The following is a 24362-nucleotide window of genomic DNA, read 5'->3' on the forward strand; positions in this document are numbered from 1 at the left end:
ACGGAGGGGTCCGGCCGTCGCCGACACCGCTGGGGGAGGGCCTGCGCGTCGATGCTGCTGCTGGCGCCCTTGCTCGCGGTGACGGCGGCAGCCGGACCGGGCGACGCCGGGGCGCAGCCCCTCGCGGCCGACGCCGGGAGCAGCCGGATCGCGTACGCCGGCACGCGCCACCGCAGCCTGGGGAAGGTGGCGGCCGACAAGAACGACGCCAGCACCCCGCTGTTCGGCGACGGACCGGCCCACCTGGACGTCCAGCCGTCGGCGCTCGGCGACCGGCTCGTCTTCGCGAGCCGCCGCGACGAGAAGAGCCCGCAGGTCTACCTGCGGTCCGCGGACGGCTCCGTACGCCGGCTGACCAGCGGCATGGACGCGGCCAACCCCCGGCTGACCCCCGACGGGCGGTCGGTCGTCTTCGACTCGGCCCAGCGCGCCGCGGCCGGCGGCGTCCAGCGCGACCTGTGGCTCGTGCGCACCGACGGCACCGGCCTGACCCGGCTGACCGACACCCCCGCGAACGAGGAGCACCCGACGGTCTCCGCGGAGGGCGGACGCCTGGCGTACTCCTCCGACGCCGACCGGGCCGCCGGCGCGCAGGTCCACGTACGCCCCCTGCGCGGCGGCGCCGCCACCCGGCTCACCGACCCGGCGAACGGCACGGCCACCGAACCGGTGTGGAACCCGGTCGACGACGCGACCAACCGCGACGTGCTCGCCTACACCGCCACCGGGGCCTCCGGGCCGCGCCTGCGGTGGACGAACGGGCGCGCGGACGGGCAGCTGCTGGCCGGCGCCCAGGCGGGCTGGCGGACCCGGGGGGCAGCGTGGCTGCCCGACGGGAACGGCCTGCTCTTCCTCAGCCCCGACCGCACCTGTGACTGCAAGGGCGACTGGGACCACGTCTTCCAGGTGCCCGCGCACTCGGCGGACACGCCCAAGCTCGTCTACAGCGAGGACCGCGAGGTCGGTTCGCCCACCTGGCTCGGCCCCCTCCAGGGCGGCGGCGCCGTCGTCGAGCGGATCTCGGCGGGCGGCCCGCACGTCGTGACCCTGCAGGACGCGCGGGCGGACGGCTCCGACCCCCGCGACCTCAATCTGACGATCCTGAACGAGGACCCGGCGGCCGACACCAACACCGACCCGGCCAAGGACCCGCTGTTCCAGCCCGGCCCCGGCTTCGACCCGTGGACGGAGCGGCAGAACTACACGCCCGACGGGCGCAGGATCGTGGTGACCCGCTTCGAGGGCAAGGCCGACGCCCGGATCCAGCGGATCTGGATGGCGGACGCCGACGGCACGAACGCAGCGGCCCTGCCGCTGGCCGGCCGCGGCCCCAAGGACTGGGACACCGACCCGACGTTCTCCCCCGACGGCAAGTACCTCGCCTTCACCCGTACCTCCCCCGGCGGCATCGGCCAGGCGGCCGGCCCCGGGCGGATCCTGATCGCGGACGCCGCGACCGGAGCGATCCGCGGCGAGGTCGTCCCGCCCGCGGACCAGCCCAAGGGCGGCGACGCCCAGCCCACGTGGTCCTCCGACGGCACGACGCTCGCCTTCACCCGCAACCTGGTGATCAACGGCCACGGCGGCAACAAGCACGTCTGGACCGTGCCCGTGGACCACCTCGACCGGCAGCGCGACCTGAGCGCCACCATCTGCTTCGGCGCCTGCGAAGTCATCGACGACAGCCCGGCGTTCTCCCCGGACGGCACCACCATCGCCTTCAACCGCAAGAACGGCGGCGGCCGCGTCGACGAGCGCAGCGGCATCCTGCTCGCCTCCGCGACGGGCGGCACCTGTCGGGTCCTGCTGCCCGACGCCGCCCGCGACAAGCCGGGCGCCTGCGGCCGCGAACTGCCCGAGACCACCGGCAACGGCCCCTACCAGCCCCGCGACGCCGCCTGGACCGCCGACGGCAAGTCCCTGGTCCTCACCGGCCGCGGCTCCCGGGCCGCCAACAGCCCGGAGAAGCTGAAGCTGGTGGACGTCGCCACCGGCGCCCACAACCTGCTCGTCACCGGCCTGCCGGGCCGTCAGAAGGAACCGGGCGTGCAGCAGTCGGTGGACCTCGCGGTGCGGGCGCCCGACAAGAGCGCGCCGCTCACCGTCGGCGGCTCGTCCACCGTCCGGGTGGACGTCGTCAACCAGGGTCCGGCGGCCTCCCCCGGCACCCGGCTGACCGTCGCTCCCCCGCTCGGCGTGAGCGTCACCGGGCTCACCGCCCCCGGCACGCCCGGCGCCGCCTGCGACGCCGCCGCGCTGACCTGCACCCTGGGCATCGTGCCGCCGGGCACCACGGTCCCGGTGACGGTCACCCTCACCGGTGTCACCCCCGGCGACCAGCCCGTGGAGTGGTCGGTCACCGGCACCGTCCTCGACCCCCGCCCCAGCGACAACGCCGGCCGGACCGTGGTGCCGGTGCGCGAGGCCCCCGTACCGCCGAAGCCGACGCCGACACCGCCCACCCCGACGCCGGCCCCGCCCACGACCCCGCCGACGACCCCGCCCACGACGCCCGCGCCCGCACCGCAGCCGCCGGCGCCCAAGGCCGGCCCCGGCGTGAGCATCACCGCGCAGCCGAACCCCGGCTACGTCGGCGGCCGCGTCGTCGTCACCTTCACCGTCGCCAACGGCCGCGACGCCCTGGCCACCGGCCTGCGGCTGCGCATCGCCCTGCCCGAGGGAGTCCCCCACGACGGGCCCCCGCCGGGCTGCGACCGCGGCGGGACGTGCGCCCTGCCCGACCTGGCACCGGGCGCCCGCACCGTCCTGCGGGTCGTCCTCAGCCCCGACAAGGCGCTCACCGGGCAGGTCACCGCGACCCTCACCACCACCGGCACCGACGCCGACCCCGGCGACAACACCGCCCAGCAGCAGCTGCGCATCCTCCAGCCGCGCATCGTGGCCGTCCCGCCGATCGGCCGGCCCGGCTTCGTCACCTCGGTCCGCGGCGAGGACTTCCCGCCCGGCGCTCCGGTGCGGTTCGCGTGGAAGCCCGGGATCACGGCCGCTGCGGCACCGACCGTCCCCCAGGCCGACGGCACCTTCATCGGCCAGCTGCTGATCCTCGCCAAGGACCAGACCGGTCCGCGCATCATCACCGCGAGCGGCCCCGGCTTCTCCCCCGTGCAGACCGACTTCCTCGTGGTCAACGGCACGGTGCAGCCGCCCGACGAGGTGAGCCGCCGGTGATCCACGAGGTCGACGAAGGGCTGCGGCGGCTGCTCGCGGAATCCGGTCTGGAGGCGTCGGGCGTCGAGGTCGTCTTCGACGCGCCGACCCGCGACTGGGCCGCCCGCCGCAGCGCGCCCACCGTCTGCGTGTTCCTGTACGACATCCGGGAGGACCCGACCCGGCGCGGCAGCGGCGGGGGCGAGGTGTACGACGAGGACGGGTTCGTCGTCGCGCGCCGCACCCCGCCGCGCTGGTTCGAGCTGACGTACCTGGTCACCGCCTGGGCGAGCCGGCCGCAGGACGAGCACCGGCTGCTGTCCCAGGTGCTGTCCTGCCTCGTGGCCACCGACACGCTCCCCCCGCGCCTGCTCACCGGCACGCTCGCCGACCTCGGCCTGCTCGTGGACGTGGACGCGGGCGGCACCGGCATGGACGCGCCGGCCGCCTCCGACGTGTGGTCGGCGCTGGGCGGCGAACTGAAACCGTCCCTCGGGCTGCGCGTGAAGGCACCGCTGGCCGGCATCAGCAAGGTCGCGGCGCCGCCGGTCACCCAGGGCCTCGTCGTGAACTCCGTACCGCAGGCCGGACCGGACGGCGACGGCAGCCCGCGCCGGCTGCGCTACGTCGAACTGGGCACGCCGGGACCGGAGGGCTTCGGCGGCTCCCGGGAACGGCCCAAGGCTCCCGCCCGCCGCCGACGAGGAGAACGCCAGCCGTGACGCACACCCTCCAGCCCCCGTCCCCGGCCCCGGCCCCGGAGCAGGCCCCGGAGCAGGCTTCGGAGCAGGCTTCGGACCGGGAGACGGGCCGTGGGAACGAGGTCCCGTACCTGTGGAGCCGGCTCCGGCTCGTCGAGGAGCGGGTCCGGCTGGCCGTGCAGCTGCGGCGCGCCGTCGACCCCGACCCGGACGACCCCTACCGGGGCCAGTACCTCACGCCCGAGGCGGTCGACCGGATCCTGGCCGCGGGCGAGGAGCACGGCCCCCGCCTGCCCGTCCTCACCCCGGACGGAGCGCCGCCGCCCGGCTCGCCCCTCGGCGTCCTCGCCACCCGCTTCGGGCTCGACCCCCTCGACCTGGACCTGCTGCTGATCGCTCTGGCCCCGGACCTGGACGCCCGGTTCGAGCGGCTCTACGGCTACCTCAACGACGACCTGACGCGCCGCCGGCCCACGGTGGGACTCGCCCTCGAACTGTGCGGCCGCCGCGGGTCCGCCGCCGCCCGCTCCCGGCTCTCCCCCGGCGCGCCGCTCGTCGCGGGCGGCCTGCTGCAGGTCACCGAGCCCGAACGGCCGCCGCTGTCCCGGGTCCTGGCCGTACCCGACCGGGTCACCGCCCACCTGCTCGGCGCCACCGCGCCCGATCCGCAGCTGGCCGAGGTGCTCGGCGAGGCCGCCGACGACCCGGCCGTCGACCCGGGCGAGCTGCACCGGGCCACCGCCGCGGCCGGCAGCGGCACCGGCCACGTCCACCTGCGCACCCGCGGCGGCGACCCCGAGGGCCTGGCGGCCGCCGCACTGCGCGCCCGCGGTCTGCGCCCCCTGGTCCTGGACCCGACGGCGCTGACCCACCGCGCCGCCGCACTGCCCGCACTCGCCCGCGCCGCCGCCCGCGAAGCCCGGCTGCTGGGCGCCGGAGTACTGATCGGACCGCTGGAGGCACTGCCCGACAAGCCCGACGAGCGGGCCCACGTACTGCGCACCCTGTGCACGGTGCTGCGCGGCATCCCCCTGTTCACGCACGGCACCGGCGGCTGGGAGCCCGCCTGGGCGGCCGCCACCCCCGTCTCCCTGACGGTGGCTGCGCCCTCCCCCGAACGGCAGGCCGTCCGCTGGCGGCACGCCCTGGAACGGGCCGCCGCCGCACACGGCCGTACGAACGAAGCCGGCGGCGAGGGCGCGACGGCCGGGGCTGCGGGCGGGGCGGAAGCGCTCGCCCGGTCCGTGTCCGCGCACCGCCTCGACGCCGGACAGCTGCGGCGCGCCGCCGACACCGCGTCGCGCACCGCCGCCCTCGACGACCGACCCGTCTCCCCCGACGACCTGCGGGCCGCCGTACGGGCACAGAACGGCGCGGGCCTGGCCCGCCTCGCCCGCCGGGTGGAGCCGGCCGTCGGCTGGGACGACCTGGTGCTGCCCGCCCCCACCCACCGGCGGCTGCGCGACCTCGCGGTGCGCGCCCGCCACCGCGACCAGGTGCTCGGGCAGTGGGGCATGCGGCCCGGCGGCGGGCGCGGACGCGGGGTGATCGCCCTGTTCGCCGGCTCCTCCGGCACCGGCAAGACCATGTCCGCCGAAGTGGTCGCCGCCGACCTGGGCATGGACCTGTACGTGGTGGACCTGTCCACGGTCGTGGACAAGTACGTCGGCGAGACCGAGAAGAACCTGGAACGGATCTTCACCGAGGCCTCGGCCGTCAACGCCGTACTGCTCTTCGACGAGGCCGACGCGATCTTCGGGAAGCGCTCGGACGTGAAGGACTCCCACGACAAGCACGCCAACATGGAGTCGGCCTACCTGCTCCAGCGGATGGAGTCCTTCGACGGCATCGCGATCCTGACGACCAATCTGCGGGCCAACCTCGACGAGGCGTTCACCCGCCGCCTCGACGTGATCGCGGACTTCCCCGTGCCCGACGCCACCCAGCGCCGCGCCCTGTGGGAGCGCTGCCTGGGCGACCGGCTGCCCCGGGCCGACGACGTCGACCTCGGCTTCTGCGCCGACCGGTTCGACCTGGCCGGGGGCTCCATCCGGGCCTGCGCGGTGACGGCCGCCTACTTCGCGGCGGCGTCCGGCGAGCCGCTGACCATGCGCCAGGTGATGACCGCCGTCGCCCAGGAGTACCGCAAGCTCGGACGCCTGGTCCTGGAAGGCGAGTTCGGACCGTACCTGGGCCAGGTCACGGACGTGTGACCGGCAGGGCGGACCGGACGGACGGGCCGGACGGGCGGACCGGCGGGCCGGACGGGCGGCCGGGCTGCCTGCACGGCCCGGCGGGGGCGACCGGGAGGGCAGCGCACTTGCCCCTGACCAGGACCGAACGCCCCTGCCCGCGGCGGCGCTCGCGCGGGAGGCTGTGACCAGACCTGATTGCAAGACGTGACGAAGGAGCGAGCATGCCGACGTACCTCACCCCGGGCGTGTACGTGGAGGAGGTGCAGTCCGGTGCTCGCCCGATCGAAGGGGTCGGCACCGCCGTCGCCGCGTTCGTCGGGTTCGCCCAGAGCGGGCCCTTCCACGAACCGACGCTGGTCACCAACTGGGACCAGTACTCCCAGCACTTCGGCGGCTTCACCGAGGGCACCTACCTGGCCCACGCCGTCTACGGCTACTTCGCCAACGGCGGCGGCGCCGCGTACGTCGTCCGCATCGGCGGCCCGGCCCCGGACGCCTCCGCGCCGGCCGCCGCGGGAGCGGACTCCCGGCCCCGCGCCGCGGAGCCCGTCGAGCTCGGCGGCTTCCTGATCACAGCCCGCCCCGGCATCACCGGCGTGTCCGTGGAGATCGCCGACGCCGACGGGGACAACCCGCCGGAGGACCGCTTCAAGCTCCTGGTCCGCCAGGGCGAGCAGATCGCCGAGTCCTACGAGGTCTCCGCCCGCAAGAACGTCAAGGGCTACCTCGTCACCCAGGCGCGCGCTTCGAAGCTGATCGAGGTCACCGAGCAGCGCTCCGCCACCCAGACCCGGCCCGCCGGCCAGACCGTGGCCCTGCCCGACGCCCCGGGCGCCGCGGCCGCCACGGCCTCCGCGACCGGGCAGGGCACCGTGTCCCGGCTCGACCCGGCCGAGTACGTCGGCGACGCGGGCGCCCGTACCGGCTTCGCCGGCCTGGAGACCATCGACGAGATCACCATGGTCGCGGTCCCGGACCTGATGAGCGCCTACCAGCGCGGCGACATCGACGCCGAGGGCGTACGCACCGTACAGCTCGCGGTGATCTCCCACTGCGAGCAGATGGGCGACCGGGTGGCCGTACTCGACACCCCGCCCGCGCTGTCCGCGCAGCAGGTCCGCACCTGGCGCAACGACGAGGCGGGCTACGACTCCCGCTACGCCACCCTCTACTACCCGTGGGTCAAGGTCTTCGACCCCGCCTCGGGCCGCAACACGACCGTCCCGCCGAGCGGCCACGTCGCCGGCGTGTGGGCGCGCAGCGACGCCGAGCGCGGCGTGCACAAGGCCCCCGCCAACGAGGTCATCCGCGGCGCGGTGGACCTGGAGCTGCGCCTGAGCAAGGGCGAGCAGGACCTGCTCAACCCGATCGGCGTGAACTGCGTACGGGCCTTCCCCGGCCGCGGCATCCGGATCTGGGGCGCGCGCACCCTCTCCTCCGACCCGGCCTGGCGCTACCTGAACGTGCGCCGCCTCTTCAACTACCTGGAGGAGTCCATCCTCCTGGGCACCCAGTGGGTGGTCTTCGAGCCGAACGACGACCGGCTCTGGTCCAGCATCCGGCGCAACGTCACCGCGTTCCTGACCGAGGAGTGGCGCCGCGGCGCGCTGTTCGGCCGCACGGCGGCGGAGGCGTTCTACGTCAAGTGCGACCGGGACAACAACCCGCAGGAGTCGATCGACCAGGGCCGCGTGGTCTGCGAGATCGGCGTGTCGCCCGTCAAGCCCGCCGAGTTCGTCGTGTTCCGGCTGGCCCAGTTCTCCGACAGCACCAGCCTCGTCGACGAGTGACCCTGCCGGTCAGCGGCACGAGCAGTACCAGCAGCGGTACCGGCAGCACCGGCAGCAAGGAAAGGTGAAGGACAGTCATGGCAGAGGGCGATGCTCTTTCCACCCATATCTTCGGCGTGCAGCTCGGCGGATACCTGGTCGAATCGATCCAGGAGATCAGCGGCCTGACCGTCGAGGAAGAGGTCGTCGAGGTCCGCCAGGTCAGCGCGGAGGGCAAGCAGATCATCCGCAAGCAGCCCGGCGCGCGCCAGGCGGGCGAGGTCACGATCACCCGGGGACTCGACAAGAGCAGCGAGTTCACCAAGTGGATCAAGGAGACGCTGAACAACGGCGCCGTCGACACCGCTCGGCAGAACCTCACGATCGAGATCAAGGACTCCACGGGCGCGACCATCCGCCGCATCCAGCTGATGCAGGGCTGGGCCTCCAAGTGGGAGGGCCCCTCCCTCAAGGCCGGCGAGTCGGCCGCGGCCACCGAGTCCGTCACCATCGTGTTCGAGGAGATCATCGTCGAATGAGGCGTCGCACGGTGACTGCGGGCAGCCTGGAGGAGATCCTCCAGGTCACGGCGCCCGCCCAGGCCCCGGAGCAGGCGGCGGCGCCCCCGGCCGCCGCCGCTCCGGCCCCCCGTGAGGACCACGGGCTGCGCACGGAGTTCGAGTTCGAGCTCCCGCGCGGCTACGTGGACGAGGCGGGCACGGTGCACCGGCACGGCTCGATGCGCCTGGCCACCGCGCGCGACGAGCTCCGCCCGCAGATCGACCTGCGGGTCAAGGAGAACCCGGCGTACCTGAGCGTGGTGCTGCTGAGCCAGGTGATCACCCGGCTCGGCACCATCACCGACGTGCACGCCGGGGTCGTCGAGCGGATGTACGCGACCGACGTCGCGTTCCTCCAGGACTTCTACCGGCGCGTCAACAGCGAGGGCCACACCCGCGCGGCGGTCACCTGCCCGCACTGCGACGGCGGCTTCGAGGTCGACCTCTCCGGTGGGCGCCTGGGGGAATCGTGACGTACGCGCTCCCCCGGCTCCGGGAGGAGATCGCGTACATCGCCTACCACTTCCACTGGCGGCGCGACGAGATCCTCGACCTGACCCACGGCGAGCGCCAGGACTGGGTCACCGAGATAGCTCGTATCAACACCCGTGTGAACGAAGGCGGTTGAGCAGATGGCATGGCGGGACAGGCTGCGTCGGCGCACCGCCGTGCCGGATGCCGCTGCCGCCGGGGCGGCCGAGGCCCGGGGCGGCGGCGCCGCGCGGGACGCCGCACAGGCCGCGCCGACCGGGCAGGCCGGTACGCCCGGGACCGCCGGGACCGCCGTGCCGGGCGACTGGGACGGCGGCTGGCGCATGACCGCGCCGCCCCTGCTGACCGTCTCGCGGTCGGTCACGGGCGTCAGCGACGGCCTCGCCTTCCGTTCCGGCCTGGCCGCGTGGCGCAACCCGTCGTTCGACACGGGACTCGCCCACGGCCTGCTGCCGTCCGCCCCGGCCGGACTCGTCCGCGGGGTCGCCCGCCCCGCCACCGCCCGTCCCACCACCCACAGCGGGGGCGGCCCGCTGCTGCTGCGGGCCCTGCCCGCCGAACCCGACGGGCCCGCCGGGCCCGAGCAGGCGGGGCCCGCAGGCGGAACCCCGCAGGTCCAGCGCCGCACCCGCCCCGGCACCACCGCGCCGAGCCGGTCCGGGTCCGCTTCCGGGTCCACGTCGGCCGCGAAGCCCGGCACGGGCACCGCCACCCCGGGCCCGCTCGTCCAGCGCGCCGTGCCCCGCGGCGACGCGGGCCGGTCTCCGGCGCCGGCGACGTCGGGCGGAACCTCGACTGCGGCCGGTACGCGGGGCCCGACGTCCACGCCCGCCGTGCAGCGGGCTGCAGAGCCCGGCCGTACGGCGGCGCCCGCGCAGTTCCCGGTGGTCCGCCGCATCGCGGTGGTCCCCGGAACGTCCGCCGGTAACGGTGTGCCCGCCCGGCCCGCCCGTAAGGCCGATGGGGCTCCTGTCGCGGTCCGGCCGAGCCCGGTCGGGCGCACGCTGACCGCCGCCCGGGTCCCTGCCGCACCCCGGCGCCGCGTGGCCGCCGTCCGTCCCCCCGCCGTTCCCGCGGCCGGCCCGGACACGCCGGTGCAGCGGGCGCAGACCCGTGCCCCGCTCGGCACCCCGGTCACGGAGCTGCCGTCCCCGGCCACACTGTCGAGCCCCACACCGGCCACCGCTCCGGGCCCGGCCATGCCCACCGTCCAGCGCCAGGCCGAGCCTGCGGCCCCGGCAACCCCGGCGATGCCCACCGTCCAGCGGCAGGCGGAGCCCGAGGCGGGCGCCCCGGCAACCCCTTCCGCACCCACCGTGCAGCGCAAGGCCGAGAAGCCGATCCCCGCCCGTGCGCCTCTCGGCGCCCCGCACACCGAACTCCCGCCCACGGCCACGCCGTCGAGCCCCGCACCGGCTTCCGATTCCCCGGGCCCGGCCATGCCCACCGTGCAGCGGCAGGCGGACCCTGCGGTCACCGGCCCGGCACCGACTGCTGCCCCGACCGTGCCCGCGGCGAGCGGCCCGGCTCCGGAGAAGCCGATGCCCACCCGCGCCCCGCTCGGCTCCCGGCCCACGGCCTCGGACCCGGCCGCGCCGTCCGTGCAGCGCCAGGCGGAACCCGCGGCCACCGGCCCGGCCCCGGCCATGCCCACGGTCCAGCGGCAGACGAACCCGCCGGTCACCGGCGCGGTGCCGGCGACCCCGGCCATGCCGACCGTGCAGCGGCAAGCGCAACCGCCGGTCACGGGCGCGGCGCCGACCGCCCCGGTCATGCCGAGCGTGCAGCGCCAGGCGGAGCCCGAGGCCACCGGCCCGGCTCCGGAGAAGCCGATGCGCACCCGCGCATCCCTCGGCGCCCCGCTCACCGAACTCCCGCCCACGGCGGCGCCGTCGAGCCCCGTACAGGCCACCACCCCCGGCCCCGCCATGCCCACCGTCCAACGGCAGGCGGAGCCCTCCGTCCCCGCCCCGGCGACCCCGGCCATGCCCACCGTGCAGCGCCAGGCAGAGCCCGCGGCCACCCGCCCGACGGCCGACAAGCCGATGCGCACCCGCGCGCCCCTCGGCGCCCCGCTCGCCGAACTCCCGGCCACGGCAACGCCGTCGAGCCCCGCACCGGCCACCACCCCCGGCCCCGCCATGCCCACCCTGCAACGGCAGGCGGAAACCGCGGCGAGCGGCCCGGCACCGCAGCGCCGCCCAGAGCCCGGGGCCGACGACGCGGCGGCCGAGAAGCCCCTGCGCACCCGCGCACCCCTCGGCGCCCCCCTCAACGAACTCCCGGCGACGGCCACGCCGTCGAGCCCCGTGCAGGCCACCACCCCCGGCCCCGCCATGCCCACCGTCCAGCGACAGGCGGAGCCTGCCGGGCCGCAGCGGTCGGCGCCGCGGGTGCGTTCGGGGCTGGGGGCGCCGCTGCCCTCGCTGCCGGCGAGCGCCGACGTGCCCCGGGCCGCCGCCGCGCGGCCGCAGGCACCGTCCCTGCGCGCACCCCTGCTGGGCGGCGGCACCCCGCCGGTCCAGCGGGCCACTGCCACCGCCACCGCCCCGCCGCGCTCCGGCCCGGTCCCGCTCGTCGCCGCCCGCGCCGTCACCGCCGGCGGCGGGACGGCCGCGCCGGACGCGCCGCCGTCCCTCCAGCTGCTGGCGGCACGGCCCCTGACCCTCGGCACCCGTGACGTGACGGGCATGGGCAGCGCGCCCGCCGCCGCCCCCCGCCCGACCGGTCGGCCCGTGGTCCCGGCGCGCTGGGCCACCCCCTCCGCCCCGTCCACCACAGCCACAGCCACAGCCGCCGGCACCGCCACCGCCCCGCAGCCGGTCCAGCGTGCCGCGGCCCCGGCCCCCCGTACGCCCGCCCCGCGCCCCGCGCGCGCCGTGCGCCCGGCGCCCGCTTCGGCCGCGGCCCCCGCCGCCGCGGCGGCTCCGCTGCCCGTGACCGGCCCGTACACGCCACCGCTCGTGGTCCAGCCGGCGCCCGCCGCGCCCGGCGCCGGACCCGTACCCGTCGTACGGCCCAGGACGGCCGGCCCCACCCCCGGCCCGACCGCCCCCGGCCCCGCCCCCGCCGTCCCCGCACCGCCGACGCCCGGCGGCCCGCCCGCCCCCGTACAGCGCGACACGGGCCGGGGGACCGGTCCCGCCGCCGCAGCGGCCCGCCGGCCCGACGGCGCACGCGACACCGCGCCCCACGGCGGCGGCGACCTCGACCTGGACGACCTGGCACGGCGTCTGCTCGACCCGGTCGCGCGCCTCCTGCGCACCGAGTTGCGGCGCGGCCGGGAACGCGCGGGCCGGCCCTTCGACGGCCGCCGCTGAGACCACGTACGCACGAGAAACGGACGACGACGGACCGATGACGGACAACATCTTCGCGACCAGCGTGTTCTTCCGGCTGGCGATCGGCGGCAACGACCTGGGCGCCTTCCACACGTGCTCGGGCATGGGCGCCGAGGTCGAGATGGAGAGCTACGCCGAGGGCGGCAACAACGGCTTCACCTGGCAGCTGCCCGGCCGGGTGACCTGGTCGAACATCACCCTCACCCGGCCCGTCACCGCCGACACGGCGAAGATCGGCCGCTGGCTGGACGAGACGCTGCGCCGGGTCGAGCCGAAGGACGGCGAGATCGTGGCGCTGCGGCCCGACCTGAGCCGGATCATCAGCTGGCAGGTGTTCGGGATCGTCCCGGTGCGCTGGCAGGGGCCGTCCTTCGACCCGGCCAACTCGGCGGCGGCCGTGGAGACGTTGGAGATCGCCCACCAGGGCCTGCTGCCCTCCTGACCGCCCGCCCCGCCCACTCGTCCCCGTACGCCCCGCACCGCATAGACCCGCACCGCACCGCCCCACCCCGCCCCGGAAGGAAGTCCACGGCATGGCCTCATCGGCACGCGCCAGCCGCGCCCGGGCCCAGCTCACCCTCAAGGAGCCGCCGGCCTCCGTCGGGGCCAAGCCCGGCGGGACGATCGCCCGGCTCGACCTGCAGTTCAACCCCTCGACCCTGCAACTGGGCAAGACCACCGAGTGGCGGCGCTCCCCGTCCAGGATGGCGGGCCAGTCGGCGCTGCCCGAGTTCGTCGGCAGCGGACCGCGCACCCTGAGCCTGGACGTGTTCCTGGACGCCACCGCCAAGCACGACAACTCGGTCGAGCAGGCGGTGGAGAAGCTGATGAAGGCGTGCGTGCCGACCCCGGCCAGCCTCGGCCGCAAGAAGCCGGCGAGCCCCTGGGTGCGCTTCGAGTGGGGCAGCTCGCGGACGACGTCGTTCGACGGGGTCCTGTCGAACCTGTCGGTGTCGTACACGCTCTTCGACGTGGACGGCAAGCCGCTGCGGGCCACCTGCTCGCTGTCCATCGAGGAAGCGAGCGTCGACCCGCCCGGCCAGAACCCGACCTCCGGCTCCCGCACCGCCCGCAGCACCCACACCGTGGTGGCGGGCGACAGCCTGGCCATGCTCGCCTGGCGCGAATACGGCGACGCGACGGCCTGGCGGGTCATCGCGGAGGCCAACGGCATAGACGACCCCATGGCGCTCGTCCCCGGCACCGAGATCGTGGTGCCGGGCACGCGGGACCAGCACGGCGAGGAGGAACAGCGGTGAGCGGGTCCGAGTCCGGGGGCCGGTCGTTCGCGGCCGACCCCATCGTGGAGGCCCCCGGCGAGCTGCCGCAGATCTGGGCGGCGCAACTGGTCTCCTGCGTCGTCGACGAGAACGTCGGCCTGCCCGACACCGCGGTGCTCACCTACCGCGACCCCGACCACGAGTTCCTGCGCGCCACCGGCATCACCATCGGCACCCCGCTGCGGGTGTCGGTGGCGACCGTGAAGGGGCAGGCCCGGGAGCGGCTGTTCAACGGCGAGGTCACGGCCCTGGAGATCGACCGGGACCGCACCGGCTCGTTCACCGTCGTCCGCGCCTACTCCAGGGCGCACCGCCTCCAGCGCGGCCGCAAGGTCGTCGCCTACCGGAACATGACGGCCGCCGCGATCGTCCACAAGGTGGCCGCCGGGGCCGGCCTGGCCGTCGGGAAGGTCGAGGCCGCACCGGTCACGTACAAGCAGCTGTCCCAGGCGAACGTCTCCGACTGGGACTTCCTGCAGTTCCTCGCCGGGGAGAGCGGCGCGCAGGTGCGCGTCGACGACAAGGGGCTGCTGCAGTTCACCAAGCCCGTGAAGGCGTCCGGGGCGCCGGCCCCGTCGACGTCGGCGGTGCGCGACCCGATGGTCCTGGAGTACGGGCGCAACCTGCTCGCCCTGCGGGCCGCCCTGTCGGCCGCCGACGGCGCCTCGAAGGTGCAGGTGCGCGGCTGGGACGTGACCACGAAGCGGCCGCTCGTCGCCGAGCAGCCGTCCGTGGTCAGCGACACGGTGGTGCCGGGCCTCGGCCCGCAGACCGCCGCCCGCTTCGGGACGGCGTCGGTGTCCGTCACCGACACCCCCTACCGCACGCAGGCCGAGACGGCGGCGGTCGCGAAGGCGGCGGCGGCCCAGATCAGCTCCGGCTTCGGCGAGCTGGAGGCGGTGGCCGAGGGCAACCCGCTGCTGCGGGCCGGCAAGCCCGTCGCGCTCGGCAACGTCGGGCAGGCGTTCTCCGGCCGGTACACGGCCACGGCCGTCCAGCACGTCCTGGAGCCGCACGGCGGCTTCCGCACGACCGTGTGGGTCAGCGCCAGCCCCGACCGCTCCCTGACCGGCCTGGTGACGGGCGCCAACGCGCCGGGGCGGGGCCCGCGCATCCCCGGGCTGGCGATCGGCGTGGTGACGGACGTGCGCGAGCCGAACGGCTCCCAGCGCGGCGCGGTCCGGCTGAAGTTCCCCTGGCTGGACGACACCTACGTCTCCGACTGGGTCCGCACCGTCCAGTGGGGCGGCAAGGGCGGCGGCGGAGTGGTCAGCCCCGAGGTCAACGACGAGGTCCTCGTCGGCTTCGAGCAGGGCCTCCTCGACAGCCCGTACGTCATCGGCGGCCTCTACAACGGCGTCGACCAGCCCTCGCCGCACGACGTGCCGCTGATCGACAAGACCAGCGGCAAGGTCAACCGCCGCTCGATCGTGTCGCGTTCGGGCCACCGCGTGGAACTGCTCGACGCGGCGGCGCCGGGCCCCTCCGGGCTGCGGCTGGTGACCGGGGACGAGCGGCTCGAAGTACGCATGGACGACCGCCGGGACCGGATCGAGCTCACGGTGTACGCCGGCCGGGGCCGCCCGGCGACCTCTGTCCTCATGGACAAGAACGGCATCACCCTGGACGCCCGGCAGGGCACCGTGAAGGTGTCCGGCCGCCAGGTGGACATCGACGGCACCGCCGGCGTCAGCATCGGCGGCCGGTCGGTGAAGGTGTCCGGAACCTCGGACGTCACGGTCAACGGCGGCCTGCTCGCCGTCCTCAAGGCCCGCCTCATCCGCATCAACTGACGATCCCTGAACGCCCTGCACGCCCCGTACACCCTGCACACCCCGTGCCCCACGACGACCGCCCCGAGGAGCCTCCGATGCCAGCCGCAGCCCGTACCGGCGACCCCACCAACCACGGTGGCCGGCTCGCCACGCCACCGCCCGGCGCCGCCGCGCAGGTGGCCACGGTGCTGATCGGCGGCCGGCCCGCCGCCGTCGTGGGCAGCCTGCACGTCTGCGTGGTCCCGCCGCACGCCGCCCTCGGCCCGGCCAACGTGGTCATGCCGAACCCGGCGGCCCTCGCCTCCGGCACGGTCCTCATCGGCGGCCTGCCCGCCGCCCGCGCCCGCGACCAGACGTCGTGCGGCGCGATGGTCCTCACCGGCGCCCTCGACGTCCTGATCGGAGGCATGTGATGAGCGAACGGTTCATCGGACGCGGCTGGGCGTTCCCCCTGCGCGTCGGACCGACCGGCGGGATCGCCATGGTCGAACGCGAACGCGAACTGGAGGAGGCCATCCGCCTCGTCCTGGGCACCGCACCCGGCGAACGGCCCATGCGGCCCGAATTCGGCTGCGGCATCCACGAGTACGTCTTCGCCCCCGGCGACGGCGACACCGCCGGCCGCGTCGCCCAGCAGGTCCGCGAGGCCCTCGAACGCTGGGAGCCCCGCATCACCGTCGACGACGTCGTCGTCGCCTTCGACTCCGTCGAGGCGGGCACCCTCTACATCGATGTGCACTACACGGTGCGCACCACCAACGACCGGCGCAACCTGGTCTTCCCCTTCTACACGATCCCCTCCGAGGAGGGGGCCGAGGAAATGGTCGCGGACTGATGGCCCTCCCCTCCCCCAACCTGGACGACCGACGGTTCCAGCAGCTCGTCGACGAGGCGAAGCGGTACGTGCAGCAGCGCGCCCCGGAGTGGACCGACCACAACGTCTCCGACCCCGGCGTCACCCTCATCGAGACGTTCGCGTACCTCGTGGACCAGCTGCTGTACCGGCTCAACCGGGTCCCGGACAAGAACTACCTGGCGTTCCTGGACCTGCTGGGCATCCAGCTGTACCCGCCCTCGGCCGCCACCGCCGACGTCGACTTCTGGCTGTCGGCACCCCAGGCCGAGACCGTCACCCTGCCCGCGGGCACCGAGGTGACGACCGAGGTGACCACCGCGGCCGGCGACACCGAGGAGGCCGTGGTCTTCGCCACCACCGACGACCTGCGGATCCTGCCCAGCGAACTGACGAAACTGGTCACCGCGCCCCGCACCGGCGAGCCCGCCGACCGGACCGGCGCGCTCGCCGAGGGCCGCGACGTCCCGTGCTTCCAGGCCACCCCCGAACCCGGCGACGCCCTGCTCTTCGGCCTGCCGACGGCGGTGCCGCGCTGCGTCGTCGCCGTACGCCTCGACAGCCGCGTCGAAGGCGTCGGCGTCGACCCGCGCCAGCCCCCGCTGGTGTGGGAGGCCTGGGACGGCAGCCGCTGGCAGCGCTGCGCCACCGACTCCGACAGCACCGGCGGCCTCAACCGGCCCGGCGAGATCATCGTCTACGTCCCCGCCGGCCACACCGCGTCGGTGATCAGCGGAACCCGCGCGGGCTGGCTGCGCTGCCGGGTCACCGAGGCCGAGCCCGGCCAGCCCTTCTACTCCGAGTCCCCGACCGTGCGCGAGGCCGCCGTCTTCACCGTCGGCGGCACCATGACCGTGGAACACGCCGAACGCGTCGCCGACGTACCCCTCGGCGCGTCGGAGGGCGTGGCCGGACAGAGCTTCCGCCTCGGCCGCCCGCCCGTACTCCTCGACGGAGAACCCCCGGTGGTGGAGGTGTCCTCCCCCGAGGGCTGGCAGCGCTGGGACCTCGTCGAGCACTTCGGCCGCTCCGGGCCCGAGGACCGGCACGTCCGCGTGGACGCCACCACCGGCGAGTTCTCCTTCCCGCCCGTGCTGCGCGAGGCCGACGGCAGCCTGCGCCCCTGCGGCGCCGTACCGCCCAAGGGCTCACAGATCCGGGTGGCCCGCTACCGCACGGGCGGCGGCCCGGCGGGCAACGTCTCGCGCGGCGCGATCTCCGTACTGCGCAGCTCCGTCCCCTACATAGCCCGGGTCGTCAACCGGGAGGCGGCACGCGGCGGCGTCGCCGGAGAGACCATCGACAACGCCAAACTGCGCGCCCCCGAGGCCCTGCGCATGCAGGAACGCGCGGTCACCGCCGAGGACTACGAGATCATCGCCCGCCGGGCGGCGCCCTCGGTGCGCCGCGTGCGCTGCCTGCCCGCCACGGACGGCGGGGGCGGCGCGGGCGGCGCGGGCTCCGTACGCGTCCTCGTGGTGCCCGACGCGGTCGCCGACGAGGGCGACCGGCTCCGCTTCGAACAGCTGATCCCCTCCGACCAGGTCCTCGCCGCGATCACCACCACCCTCGACGAACGCCGCCTGATCGGCACCGGCCTCGTCGTGGAACCCCCCGTCTACCAGGGCGTCACCGTCGTCGCCCGGCTGTCGGCGCCCGCCGCCGACGCCGACCGGGTGCGCGACGCGGCGCTCGCCGCCCTGTTCCGGCACCTCAACCCGCTGAACGGCGGACCCGACGGCACCGGCTGGCCGTTCGGCCGGCCCGTGCAGTACGGCGAGGTGTTCGGCGTACTGCAACGCGCCGTCGGGGACGTACTGGTGGAGGAGATCCGGCTGTTCGCCGCCGACCCGATCACGGGACGGCGCGGCGCCCCCCTCGACCGCATCGACATCGGCGCGGGCACGCTCGTCTTCTCCTACCAGCACCAGGTGGTCGTCACCGAGCAGGAGGTGCACGGATGAGCCGGGCCGCCGTGCCCGGCCTGCCCAGCCGGCACCCCATCGGCGGGCAACTGCCCGCGCTGTACGCCGACGACGACTTCGCCCAGCGGTTCACGGCGGGCCTGGACACGGTCCTGGCCCCGGTGTTCACCACCCTCGACAACCTGCCCGCCTACTTCGACCCCCGGCTGGCACCCACCGACTTCCTGGCCTGGCTGGCCTCCTGGGTCGGCGGCGCGGACGACCCCGACTGGCCGGCCGCGCTGCGGCGCGAGGCCGTGGCCCGCGCGGTGGAACTGCACCGGTGGCGCGGCACCCGACGCGGCCTGGTCGAGGCCCTGCGCCTCGTCCTGGGCGTGTCCGCCGACGTCAGCGGGGACGGCGGGGCCGTCTGGTCCCGCACACCCGGCACCGAGCCGACCCCCGTGGCGGCCGGGGAGGTCCTGGTACGGGTGTGGCCGCGCGGCGGCGCGGACGCCGCGGACGGGGTGGACGCCGACCGGGTCCGCGCACTCGTCCACGCCCTGTGCCCCGTGCACGTGGTCTGCCGGGTCGAGGTCCTGCCCGGCCCGCCCTCGGGCGAAGGGAGCTGACGGCCATGCGCTCGTGTCCCGCGTGCGGAGCCTCCAACGCCCCGACGGACGACTTCTGCCACAACTGCGGCGCCTACCTCAACTGGTCCTCCCCGACCCGCCCTCCGACCGCACCCACCCCCGAGGAAGCCCCCCGGGAGACCACGGACCGACCCGCCGCACCCGCGGCCGCCCCGGCCCGACAGACGGCCCCACCCCATGAGGACCCGGCCCGGGAGGCGCCCCCCGAACAGGACACGGCCGGACAGGGCACGCCCCTGCGCGGGGAGGCCCCCCGGCAGGACACCCCCGGGCAGGACACCGCCCAGGACGACGCACCCCAGAGCGGGACCACCCCCAACACCACCCCCCAGACCGGAACCCCCGCCCGGGGCACCGCCCAGGAGACGACACCCCCGGGCGGAAGCGCACAGCAGGGCGCAACGCCCACCCGGGGCACGGCCCCCGGGGCAGCGCCCCTGCACGCCGCGCCCCGGGCCGGAACCGACCGGGAGGGCACCCCGCCGAACGGAACCCCCGGCCGGGACACGGCCCCGGAAGCAGCACCCCCGGGCGAACCCGCCCAGGAACGAACCCCGTTGGACGGAACCCCCGGCCGGGGCACCGCCCACGACAACGCACCCCAGGGCGGGACCACTCCCAACACCACCCCCCAGGCCGGAACCCCCGCCCGGGGCACGGCCCAGGACGACGCACCGCCCACCCGGGGCGGAGCCCGGCAGGACCCCGCACTCCAGGGCGGAACCCCCGGACGGGACACGGCCCAGGAAGCGACGCACCCGGGTGGCACCCCTCTGGGCGGGACCGCCCGGCACAGCACCCCGCCGGACGGAGCCCCCGGGCGGGGCACAGGTCAGGAGTCCACGCCCCCGGGCGGCACAGCCACAGGCGAAACCGCCCAGGACGACGCACCGCCCGCCCGGGGCGCAGCCGCCGGGGCAGCCCCGCAGGACGCCGCCCCCCAGGGCGGAACCCCCGGACGGGGCACAGCCCAGGAGGCAGCGCCGCTGGACGGCACGCCCCGGGGCGGGACCCACGGCGCGGGCACCGCAGAGGGGGCGACGCCCCGCAGGGGCACAGCCCGAGAAGACGGCCCGCAGGGCGGCACGGCCCGGGAGGGTACGACGGACGACCCGGCGGAGTCGGGTGCGCCCGGCGCCGCCGAACGGTGGTGGTCCTGGCTGCGCAGGGAGCGCCCCGGGACGGAGTCCGGCCCCGCCGAGGGCCGGCGGTGGCCGTGGTCGCGCAGGCGGCCCGCCCAACCCTCCCCGGCAGGGGCCGAGCCGCCCGCCGCGCCCGCCGGGGCGGAATCCCGTACGGTCACGCCCGCCGAGCCCGGCCCGGTGGCGGCGGAGGCCGCCGGGCCCGTGGCCGGGCCCGCGCCGGTGGCACCCGTACGGCCGGCATCGCCCGCGCCGCGGGCCCCGGCCGCGGCGGCGTCCCCCGCTCCCGTGCTGCCCGCCATGCCCGTCGCGCCGCGCCCCGTCGTACGTCCCCTCGCCGTGAGCGACGACGTCGCCGGCGTGCCGTGCCCGGCCTGCGGCACGCCCAACCCGCCCGACCGCCGCTTCTGCCGCCGCTGCGCGACACCGCTGACGCCGTCCACCGCCGCCGCCCCCCTCCCGTGGTGGCGCACGGTCTGGCCGTTCCGCCGCCGCACGCACGCCGGCTCCGGCCGGCTGGTCCGCTTCCTGGTGGTCCTGTCCGTCGTACTGGCGCTGTGCGCGGCCGGGTTCCTGCTCCTGCCGGCCGGACGCCACCTGGTGCAGGACACCTTGGACAAGCTCGGCAAGGCCAAGGCGGTGACCCCGACCCGCGTCGGGGCGAGCGCCGAGCTCCCCGGTCACCCGGTGGGCCGGAGCACGGACGGGCTCAGCAACCGCTACTGGGGCGCGCCCGGCGCCGGCGCCTCGGCCACGTACACGTTCGGCAAGCCGTTCCGCCTGGTCGCCGTGATCGTCACCAACGGTGCCTCGCCGGCGCCCGAGGAGTACGCGAAGCAAGGACGGGCGCTGCGGATCGACATGGAGGTCACCGACCGGGACGGCGCCGTCGTCCACAAGAAGCTCGTCCTCAGCGACAAGCCCGGACCCCAGACCTTCCCCACCGGTATCAGCGACGTCACGACCATCCGGCTGACCCTCGAAGAACCCGCCGGCTCGGCCCCCCAGAGCCCCCTCGCACTCGCGGAGGTGGAGTTCTTCCAGCGCAGCTGAAACCCCGACCCCCACGCCCGCCGAACACCCGCTAGACGCCCGCGCGGAGCGTCTCGGCGGGGAGGATGCGGGCGGCCGCCAGAGCCGGGTACAGCCCTGCGGCCAGCCCCACCACGAGGCCCACCAGCGGCCCCGCCGATGTGAGGGCGGGGTCGAGGACCACCAGCCAGTCCTTGGCCAGGCAGGTCACGGCGGTGATCTGGATGCCCAGCACCGTGCCGACGACGCCGCCCGCGAGCCCGACCAGGCCGCTCTCGATGCAGAACTGCCCGGCGACCGCCCGGCGGGAGGCGCCCAGGGCGCGGCGCAGGCCGATCTCGGAGCGCCGCTCCAGTACGGACACGTAGGCGGTGTTGCTGACGCCCAGCGCCCCCACGCCGAGGGAGACGGCGGCCAGCCCCAGGAACAGGGCCCGGGTCTGCGACTCGACGCCCTGGCGCAACGACCGGGGGTCCGGCGGCACCAGCGCGACCAGCTTGTCCGGGGCGCCCGGGGCCAGGGCGAAGGGGGCTTCGGCGCCGACCTGGTCGGCGGCGCCCAGATCCGTACGGATGATCATCTCGGCGGGGGCGAAGCCCAGCCCGGCCGGGTCCTGGAGCGCCGCCCAGTAGGGGACGACCACCGACCCGGTGAGGTTGGTGTCGCCGGACGGGGCGCGGAAGACGCCGAGCACGGTGAACGCGACGCCGTTGACGTGGATCACGGAGTTGCCGGCACCGCCGTCGACGGTCAGCCGGGACGCGGCGGCCGTGTCGATCAGGGCCACCCGTTCCCGTCGCGCATCGTGCCCGGTGTCGAACCACCGGCCCTGGACGAGTTCGGCCGACAGGGCCGTCAGGGCCTCGGGCTGCGCGGCCAGGACCGTTCCCTCGGGCAGGTCGTTCGCCCCGCCCGACGACAGCCGGGTGACCACCGGCTGTTCACCGGCCTTGCTGACGAGGCCCGCGCTGCGCACCCCGTTGAGACCCCGCACCTGCCGGGTGTCGCCTCCGTCGGGCCTCGGCCGGATCCCCGCGACGGGTTCCGACGGGTACTTGACCGTGACCCGGGTCGCCTTGAGCGAGTCGAACTGGTCGGAGACGGCGCCGGCCGCACTGGCGGTGATGCCCAGCGTGGCGAGCGCGGCGGCCAGCCCCACGGAGATGCCCGCCATCGTCAGCAGGGTGCGGAACCGGCGGCCGAACAGCGCGAGGAACGCCTGGACGAGCAGGTCCGCGGCGGAGGTCCGGGGGGCCGCCGCGCCCTGCCCCGCGGACGGCTCGCGCGTCCCGCGCCGCCTACGCAACACGGCCGTCCACCACCTTGAAGACGCGGTCGGCCCGGGCCGCCACGTCGGGTTCGTGCGTGACCACGACGACGGCCCGGTCCTGCCCCACGAGCCCGGTCAGCAGGTCCATGACGCGGGCGGAGTTGGCGGTGTCCAGGTTGCCGGTCGGCTCGTCGCACAGCACGACGGCGGGCCGGTGGACGATCGCCCGCGCGACCGCGACCCGCTGGCGCTCCCCGCCGGACAGGGTGGTGGGCCGGACGTCCAGCCGGTGCCCGAGGCCCACGGACTCCAGGGCCGCCACGGCCTGCGGCCGCCGCCGGGCCCGGGGCACGCCGAGGTGCACGAGCGGAAGCGCCACGTTCTGTACGCAGGTCAGGTGCGGGACCAGGTGGAAGGCCTGGAAGACGAAGCCGAGCGTGGAGGCCCGCAGGGCGGTGCGGGCCCGTTCGGACAGGTCGGTGGTGTCCCTGCCCTGCAGCAGGTACCGGCCGCGGGTGGGGACGTCGAGCAGCCCGAGCACGCTCAGCAGCGTGGACTTCCCCGAACCGGACGGGCCGACGATGGCGGCGAGCCGGCCGGGCCGGATGTCGAGGGTGACGTCGGTCAGGGCGTGCACCGGCGGCGGCCCCGGGTACGTCCTGGCGATGCCGGCCATCTCGATGACGGGGGCCGGGTCAGCCATCGGAGCCCCCTTCGGAGCCGTCGGCGGCCTTCCCGCGGCGCACGAGGACGACCGTCTGGCCGGCTGTGAGGTTCGCGTCGAGCGCGGTCAGCGCGGTGAGGCCCTCATGGGTGAACAGCACCTCGACGGGGACGTTGCGCTCCTTGCCGTCCTCGGTGACGGTGACCGTGGACGAGCCCCCGAGGTCGGTCCAGACGGCCGACACCGGCACGGTCAGCGCTCCCTTGGGGCTGCGCCGCAGTTCGACGCTGATCTGCTGGACCGCACCCTCCTTGGCCTCCGCGCCGCTGGGGACGAACAGCGCCTCGTGCTGGGCCGCGCCGCCACCTCCACCGCCGTTGCCGGCTCCCGCCGCGGCACCGGCGGCGCCGCCGGAGGTGCCCCCGCCGTCCTGTCCGCCCGTCTTCGTGGCGCCCTGCTGGTCGCCGCTCTTGGCGTCGGAGGGGCCGGCGAGGGAGCCCAGGCCGCCCTCCCGGCCCTCGTAGGGCCCGGTGCCGAAGCGGATGACCGCGTCGTTCGGCAGGTCGCGCAGCCGGGTGCGCTGGTCCGCGGTGACGGTCGCGCGCACCTGGCGGCCGCCGCTGCCGAGGACGACGAGCGGTTTGTCGGCCGCGTCGCCCACCGCGGCGGTGACCTGCACCACCGTGGCGGGAAGGGCGCTGACGTAGGCGACTTCCGCGGCCGGCAGCACCTCCCCGGGCCTGGCGGGCCCTGCGGCGGGCGGTCCGGCGGCGGGCGGCGCGTCGGCGCCGCGGTGGGGCGCCGTGCTCGCGGCTCCGTTCGCGGCGGGGGCCGCGCCCGTACCGCCGTCGGTCTCCGCACCGCCGCGGGGGGCGCCGGCGCCGGCGGCCGTGCCGGACGGGGCGCTGCCGCCGCCACCCGTACCGCCGCCGGGCCCCTGCCCCGACGCCTGCCCCGACACCTGTCCCTGTCCGGAGGGCGCCTCGTAGCCGGCCGCCGCGTACAGCTTGCGCACCGCCTCGACGGTCGCCTGCCCGTACGTGCCGTTCACGGCCGTCCCGTACAACGGCTGCAGGGCCCGCTGGAGTTGCTGGACGTCCGGCCCCTTGTCGCCCGCCTTCAGGTCCCGGTACGCGGGGAAGCGCCCGGGGAGGAGGAGGACCGGGCGGCCCGACACCTCGGCGACGACCGCGCCGGCCTTGAGGCTCTTGCCCGAGGCCGCGGGCAGGGCGGTCACGACCGCGCGGCTGGTGCCCTGCGGCTGGACCCCGGTGATGGTCGTCCGGGAGGCCGTCTCGACCTTCCCGGTCAGTTCCATCCTCTCGACGAGCTGCTGGTCGGAGACCTTCCCCGTGATGCGGGAGGGCGGCGGCGCCGCGGCGTTCGAGGCCCGCTGCCCGGGCGTCCTGGCCTGGGACGCGATCCACCAGACGGATCCGGAACTTCCGAACAGCACGATGACGGTGGCGGCGATCACGAGGCCGCGTCCGGGCCGGCGCCGGGCCCGCCCGCCGGCCGGCTCGGCCGCCCGGGACCCTTCGGGGTGTTCGAGGCTCATCACGG

Annotated in this window: 19 protein-coding genes; 16 read left to right on the forward strand and 3 right to left on the reverse strand. The window is 76.1% G+C overall.

What is annotated here, in order from left to right:
* Positions 1 to 51 precede the first annotated feature (51 nt).
* The 16 genes from AB0O53_RS34135 to AB0O53_RS34210 all read left to right on the forward strand — a co-directional run bounded on the left by AB0O53_RS34135 (position 52) and on the right by AB0O53_RS34210 (position 20886).
* Positions 52 to 3189 carry a hypothetical protein gene (locus tag AB0O53_RS34135; protein ID WP_365200872.1) on the forward strand — a complete coding sequence of 1046 codons (3138 nt, stop codon included), beginning with the start codon at positions 52 to 54 and terminating at the stop codon, positions 3187 to 3189.
* Positions 3186 to 3890, forward strand: a complete 705-nt coding sequence (locus tag AB0O53_RS34140; protein WP_350993075.1) for a Pvc16 family protein — start codon at positions 3186 to 3188, stop codon at positions 3888 to 3890. The genes AB0O53_RS34135 and AB0O53_RS34140 overlap by 4 nt, the downstream gene beginning before the upstream one ends.
* A gap of 110 nt (positions 3891 to 4000) precedes the next feature.
* The gene (locus AB0O53_RS34145) at positions 4001 to 6082 is read left to right on the forward strand and encodes an ATP-binding protein (RefSeq protein WP_350993212.1); all 2082 of its coding nucleotides are present in this window, start codon (positions 4001 to 4003) and stop codon (positions 6080 to 6082) included.
* 203 nt (positions 6083 to 6285) lie between these two features.
* A complete protein-coding gene (locus AB0O53_RS34150; RefSeq protein WP_350993077.1) occupies positions 6286 to 7854 on the forward strand; it encodes a phage tail sheath family protein in 1569 nt (522 codons plus the stop codon).
* A 77-nt stretch (positions 7855 to 7931) separates the two neighbouring features.
* Positions 7932 to 8372 carry a phage tail protein gene (locus tag AB0O53_RS34155; RefSeq protein ID WP_030031999.1) on the forward strand — a complete coding sequence of 147 codons (441 nt, stop codon included), beginning with the start codon at positions 7932 to 7934 and terminating at the stop codon, positions 8370 to 8372.
* A complete protein-coding gene (locus tag AB0O53_RS34160) occupies positions 8369 to 8866 on the forward strand; it encodes a zinc-ribbon domain-containing protein (RefSeq protein WP_031153515.1) in 498 nt (165 codons plus the stop codon). Before AB0O53_RS34155 ends, AB0O53_RS34160 begins: the two co-directional genes overlap by 4 nt.
* Positions 8863 to 9021: a DUF6760 family protein gene (locus AB0O53_RS34165; RefSeq protein ID WP_167344733.1), complete on the forward strand. Its 159-nt coding sequence runs from the start codon at positions 8863 to 8865 to the stop codon at positions 9019 to 9021. The genes AB0O53_RS34160 and AB0O53_RS34165 overlap by 4 nt, the downstream gene beginning before the upstream one ends.
* A 4-nt stretch (positions 9022 to 9025) precedes the next feature.
* On the forward strand, positions 9026 to 12205 hold the full coding sequence (locus tag AB0O53_RS34170) for a hypothetical protein (RefSeq protein ID WP_365200875.1): 3180 nt from the start codon (positions 9026 to 9028) through the stop codon (positions 12203 to 12205).
* 37 nt (positions 12206 to 12242) lie between these two features.
* Positions 12243 to 12668, forward strand: coding sequence for a phage tail protein (locus AB0O53_RS34175; protein ID WP_030710062.1), 426 nt, complete (start codon positions 12243 to 12245; stop codon positions 12666 to 12668).
* Positions 12669 to 12759: 91 nt separating this feature from the next.
* Positions 12760 to 13485 carry a CIS tube protein gene (locus tag AB0O53_RS34180; RefSeq protein ID WP_350993081.1) on the forward strand — a complete coding sequence of 242 codons (726 nt, stop codon included), beginning with the start codon at positions 12760 to 12762 and terminating at the stop codon, positions 13483 to 13485.
* Positions 13482 to 15299: a VgrG-related protein gene (locus tag AB0O53_RS34185; protein ID WP_365200878.1), complete on the forward strand. Its 1818-nt coding sequence runs from the start codon at positions 13482 to 13484 to the stop codon at positions 15297 to 15299. Before AB0O53_RS34180 ends, AB0O53_RS34185 begins: the two co-directional genes overlap by 4 nt.
* A 77-nt stretch (positions 15300 to 15376) precedes the next feature.
* Positions 15377 to 15694: a PAAR domain-containing protein gene (locus AB0O53_RS34190; RefSeq protein WP_350993084.1), complete on the forward strand. Its 318-nt coding sequence runs from the start codon at positions 15377 to 15379 to the stop codon at positions 15692 to 15694.
* Entirely contained in the window at positions 15694 to 16116 is a 423-nt protein-coding gene (locus AB0O53_RS34195) for a GPW/gp25 family protein (protein WP_030772609.1), read from the forward strand. The genes AB0O53_RS34190 and AB0O53_RS34195 overlap by 1 nt, the downstream gene beginning before the upstream one ends.
* Positions 16116 to 18098: a putative baseplate assembly protein gene (locus AB0O53_RS34200; protein WP_350993086.1), complete on the forward strand. Its 1983-nt coding sequence runs from the start codon at positions 16116 to 16118 to the stop codon at positions 18096 to 18098. The genes AB0O53_RS34195 and AB0O53_RS34200 overlap by 1 nt, the downstream gene beginning before the upstream one ends.
* Positions 18095 to 18670 (forward strand): phage tail protein, encoded by a 576-nt coding sequence (locus tag AB0O53_RS34205; RefSeq protein ID WP_350993088.1) that lies wholly within the window; start codon positions 18095 to 18097, stop codon positions 18668 to 18670. The genes AB0O53_RS34200 and AB0O53_RS34205 overlap by 4 nt, the downstream gene beginning before the upstream one ends.
* Positions 18671 to 18675: 5 nt before the next feature.
* The gene (locus AB0O53_RS34210; protein WP_365200883.1) at positions 18676 to 20886 is read left to right on the forward strand and encodes an NADase-type glycan-binding domain-containing protein; all 2211 of its coding nucleotides are present in this window, start codon (positions 18676 to 18678) and stop codon (positions 20884 to 20886) included.
* Between the two features lie 31 nt (positions 20887 to 20917).
* On the opposite strand, the gene AB0O53_RS34215 is transcribed toward AB0O53_RS34210, so the two are convergent.
* Genes AB0O53_RS34215 through AB0O53_RS34225 form a run of 3 tightly spaced genes read right to left on the reverse strand, consistent with a single transcriptional unit; the run spans position 20918 to position 24357 of the window.
* Complete coding sequence (locus AB0O53_RS34215) at positions 20918 to 22174, reverse strand: ABC transporter permease (protein ID WP_350993092.1); 1257 nt, start codon at positions 22172 to 22174, stop codon at positions 20918 to 20920.
* Positions 22164 to 22838 (reverse strand): ABC transporter ATP-binding protein, encoded by a 675-nt coding sequence (locus tag AB0O53_RS34220; protein WP_350993094.1) that lies wholly within the window; start codon positions 22836 to 22838, stop codon positions 22164 to 22166. The genes AB0O53_RS34215 and AB0O53_RS34220 overlap by 11 nt, the downstream gene beginning before the upstream one ends.
* Positions 22831 to 24357: a peptidoglycan-binding domain-containing protein gene (locus AB0O53_RS34225; protein WP_350993096.1), complete on the reverse strand. Its 1527-nt coding sequence runs from the start codon at positions 24355 to 24357 to the stop codon at positions 22831 to 22833. Before AB0O53_RS34225 ends, AB0O53_RS34220 begins: the two co-directional genes overlap by 8 nt.
* Positions 24358 to 24362: the final 5 nt, after the last annotated feature.

It is taken from the genome of Streptomyces erythrochromogenes (assembly GCF_040684695.1).
Taxonomy (GTDB): Bacteria; Actinomycetota; Actinomycetes; order Streptomycetales; family Streptomycetaceae; genus Streptomyces; species Streptomyces erythrochromogenes_C.

Bases quoted from the DNA above. Each gene is read 5' to 3' on its own strand.
- AB0O53_RS34135 (WP_365200872.1), top strand. From the start codon at position 52: ATGCTGCTGCTGGCGCCCTTGCTCGCGGTGACGGCGGCAGCCGGACCG.
- AB0O53_RS34150 (WP_350993077.1), top strand. From the start codon at position 6,286: ATGCCGACGTACCTCACCCCGGGCGTGTACGTGGAGGAGGTGCAGTCC.
- AB0O53_RS34155 (WP_030031999.1), top strand. From the start codon at position 7,932: ATGGCAGAGGGCGATGCTCTTTCCACCCATATCTTCGGCGTGCAGCTC.
- AB0O53_RS34160 (WP_031153515.1), top strand. From the start codon at position 8,369: ATGAGGCGTCGCACGGTGACTGCGGGCAGCCTGGAGGAGATCCTCCAG.
- AB0O53_RS34170 (WP_365200875.1), top strand. From the start codon at position 9,026: ATGGCATGGCGGGACAGGCTGCGTCGGCGCACCGCCGTGCCGGATGCC.
- AB0O53_RS34175 (WP_030710062.1), top strand. From the start codon at position 12,243: ATGACGGACAACATCTTCGCGACCAGCGTGTTCTTCCGGCTGGCGATC.
- AB0O53_RS34180 (WP_350993081.1), top strand. From the start codon at position 12,760: ATGGCCTCATCGGCACGCGCCAGCCGCGCCCGGGCCCAGCTCACCCTC.
- AB0O53_RS34190 (WP_350993084.1), top strand. From the start codon at position 15,377: ATGCCAGCCGCAGCCCGTACCGGCGACCCCACCAACCACGGTGGCCGG.
- AB0O53_RS34195 (WP_030772609.1), top strand. From the start codon at position 15,694: ATGAGCGAACGGTTCATCGGACGCGGCTGGGCGTTCCCCCTGCGCGTC.
- AB0O53_RS34200 (WP_350993086.1), top strand. From the start codon at position 16,116: ATGGCCCTCCCCTCCCCCAACCTGGACGACCGACGGTTCCAGCAGCTC.
- AB0O53_RS34205 (WP_350993088.1), top strand. From the start codon at position 18,095: ATGAGCCGGGCCGCCGTGCCCGGCCTGCCCAGCCGGCACCCCATCGGC.
- AB0O53_RS34210 (WP_365200883.1), top strand. From the start codon at position 18,676: ATGCGCTCGTGTCCCGCGTGCGGAGCCTCCAACGCCCCGACGGACGAC.
- AB0O53_RS34220 (WP_350993094.1), bottom strand. From the start codon at position 22,838: ATGGCTGACCCGGCCCCCGTCATCGAGATGGCCGGCATCGCCAGGACG.
- AB0O53_RS34225 (WP_350993096.1), bottom strand. From the start codon at position 24,357: ATGAGCCTCGAACACCCCGAAGGGTCCCGGGCGGCCGAGCCGGCCGGC.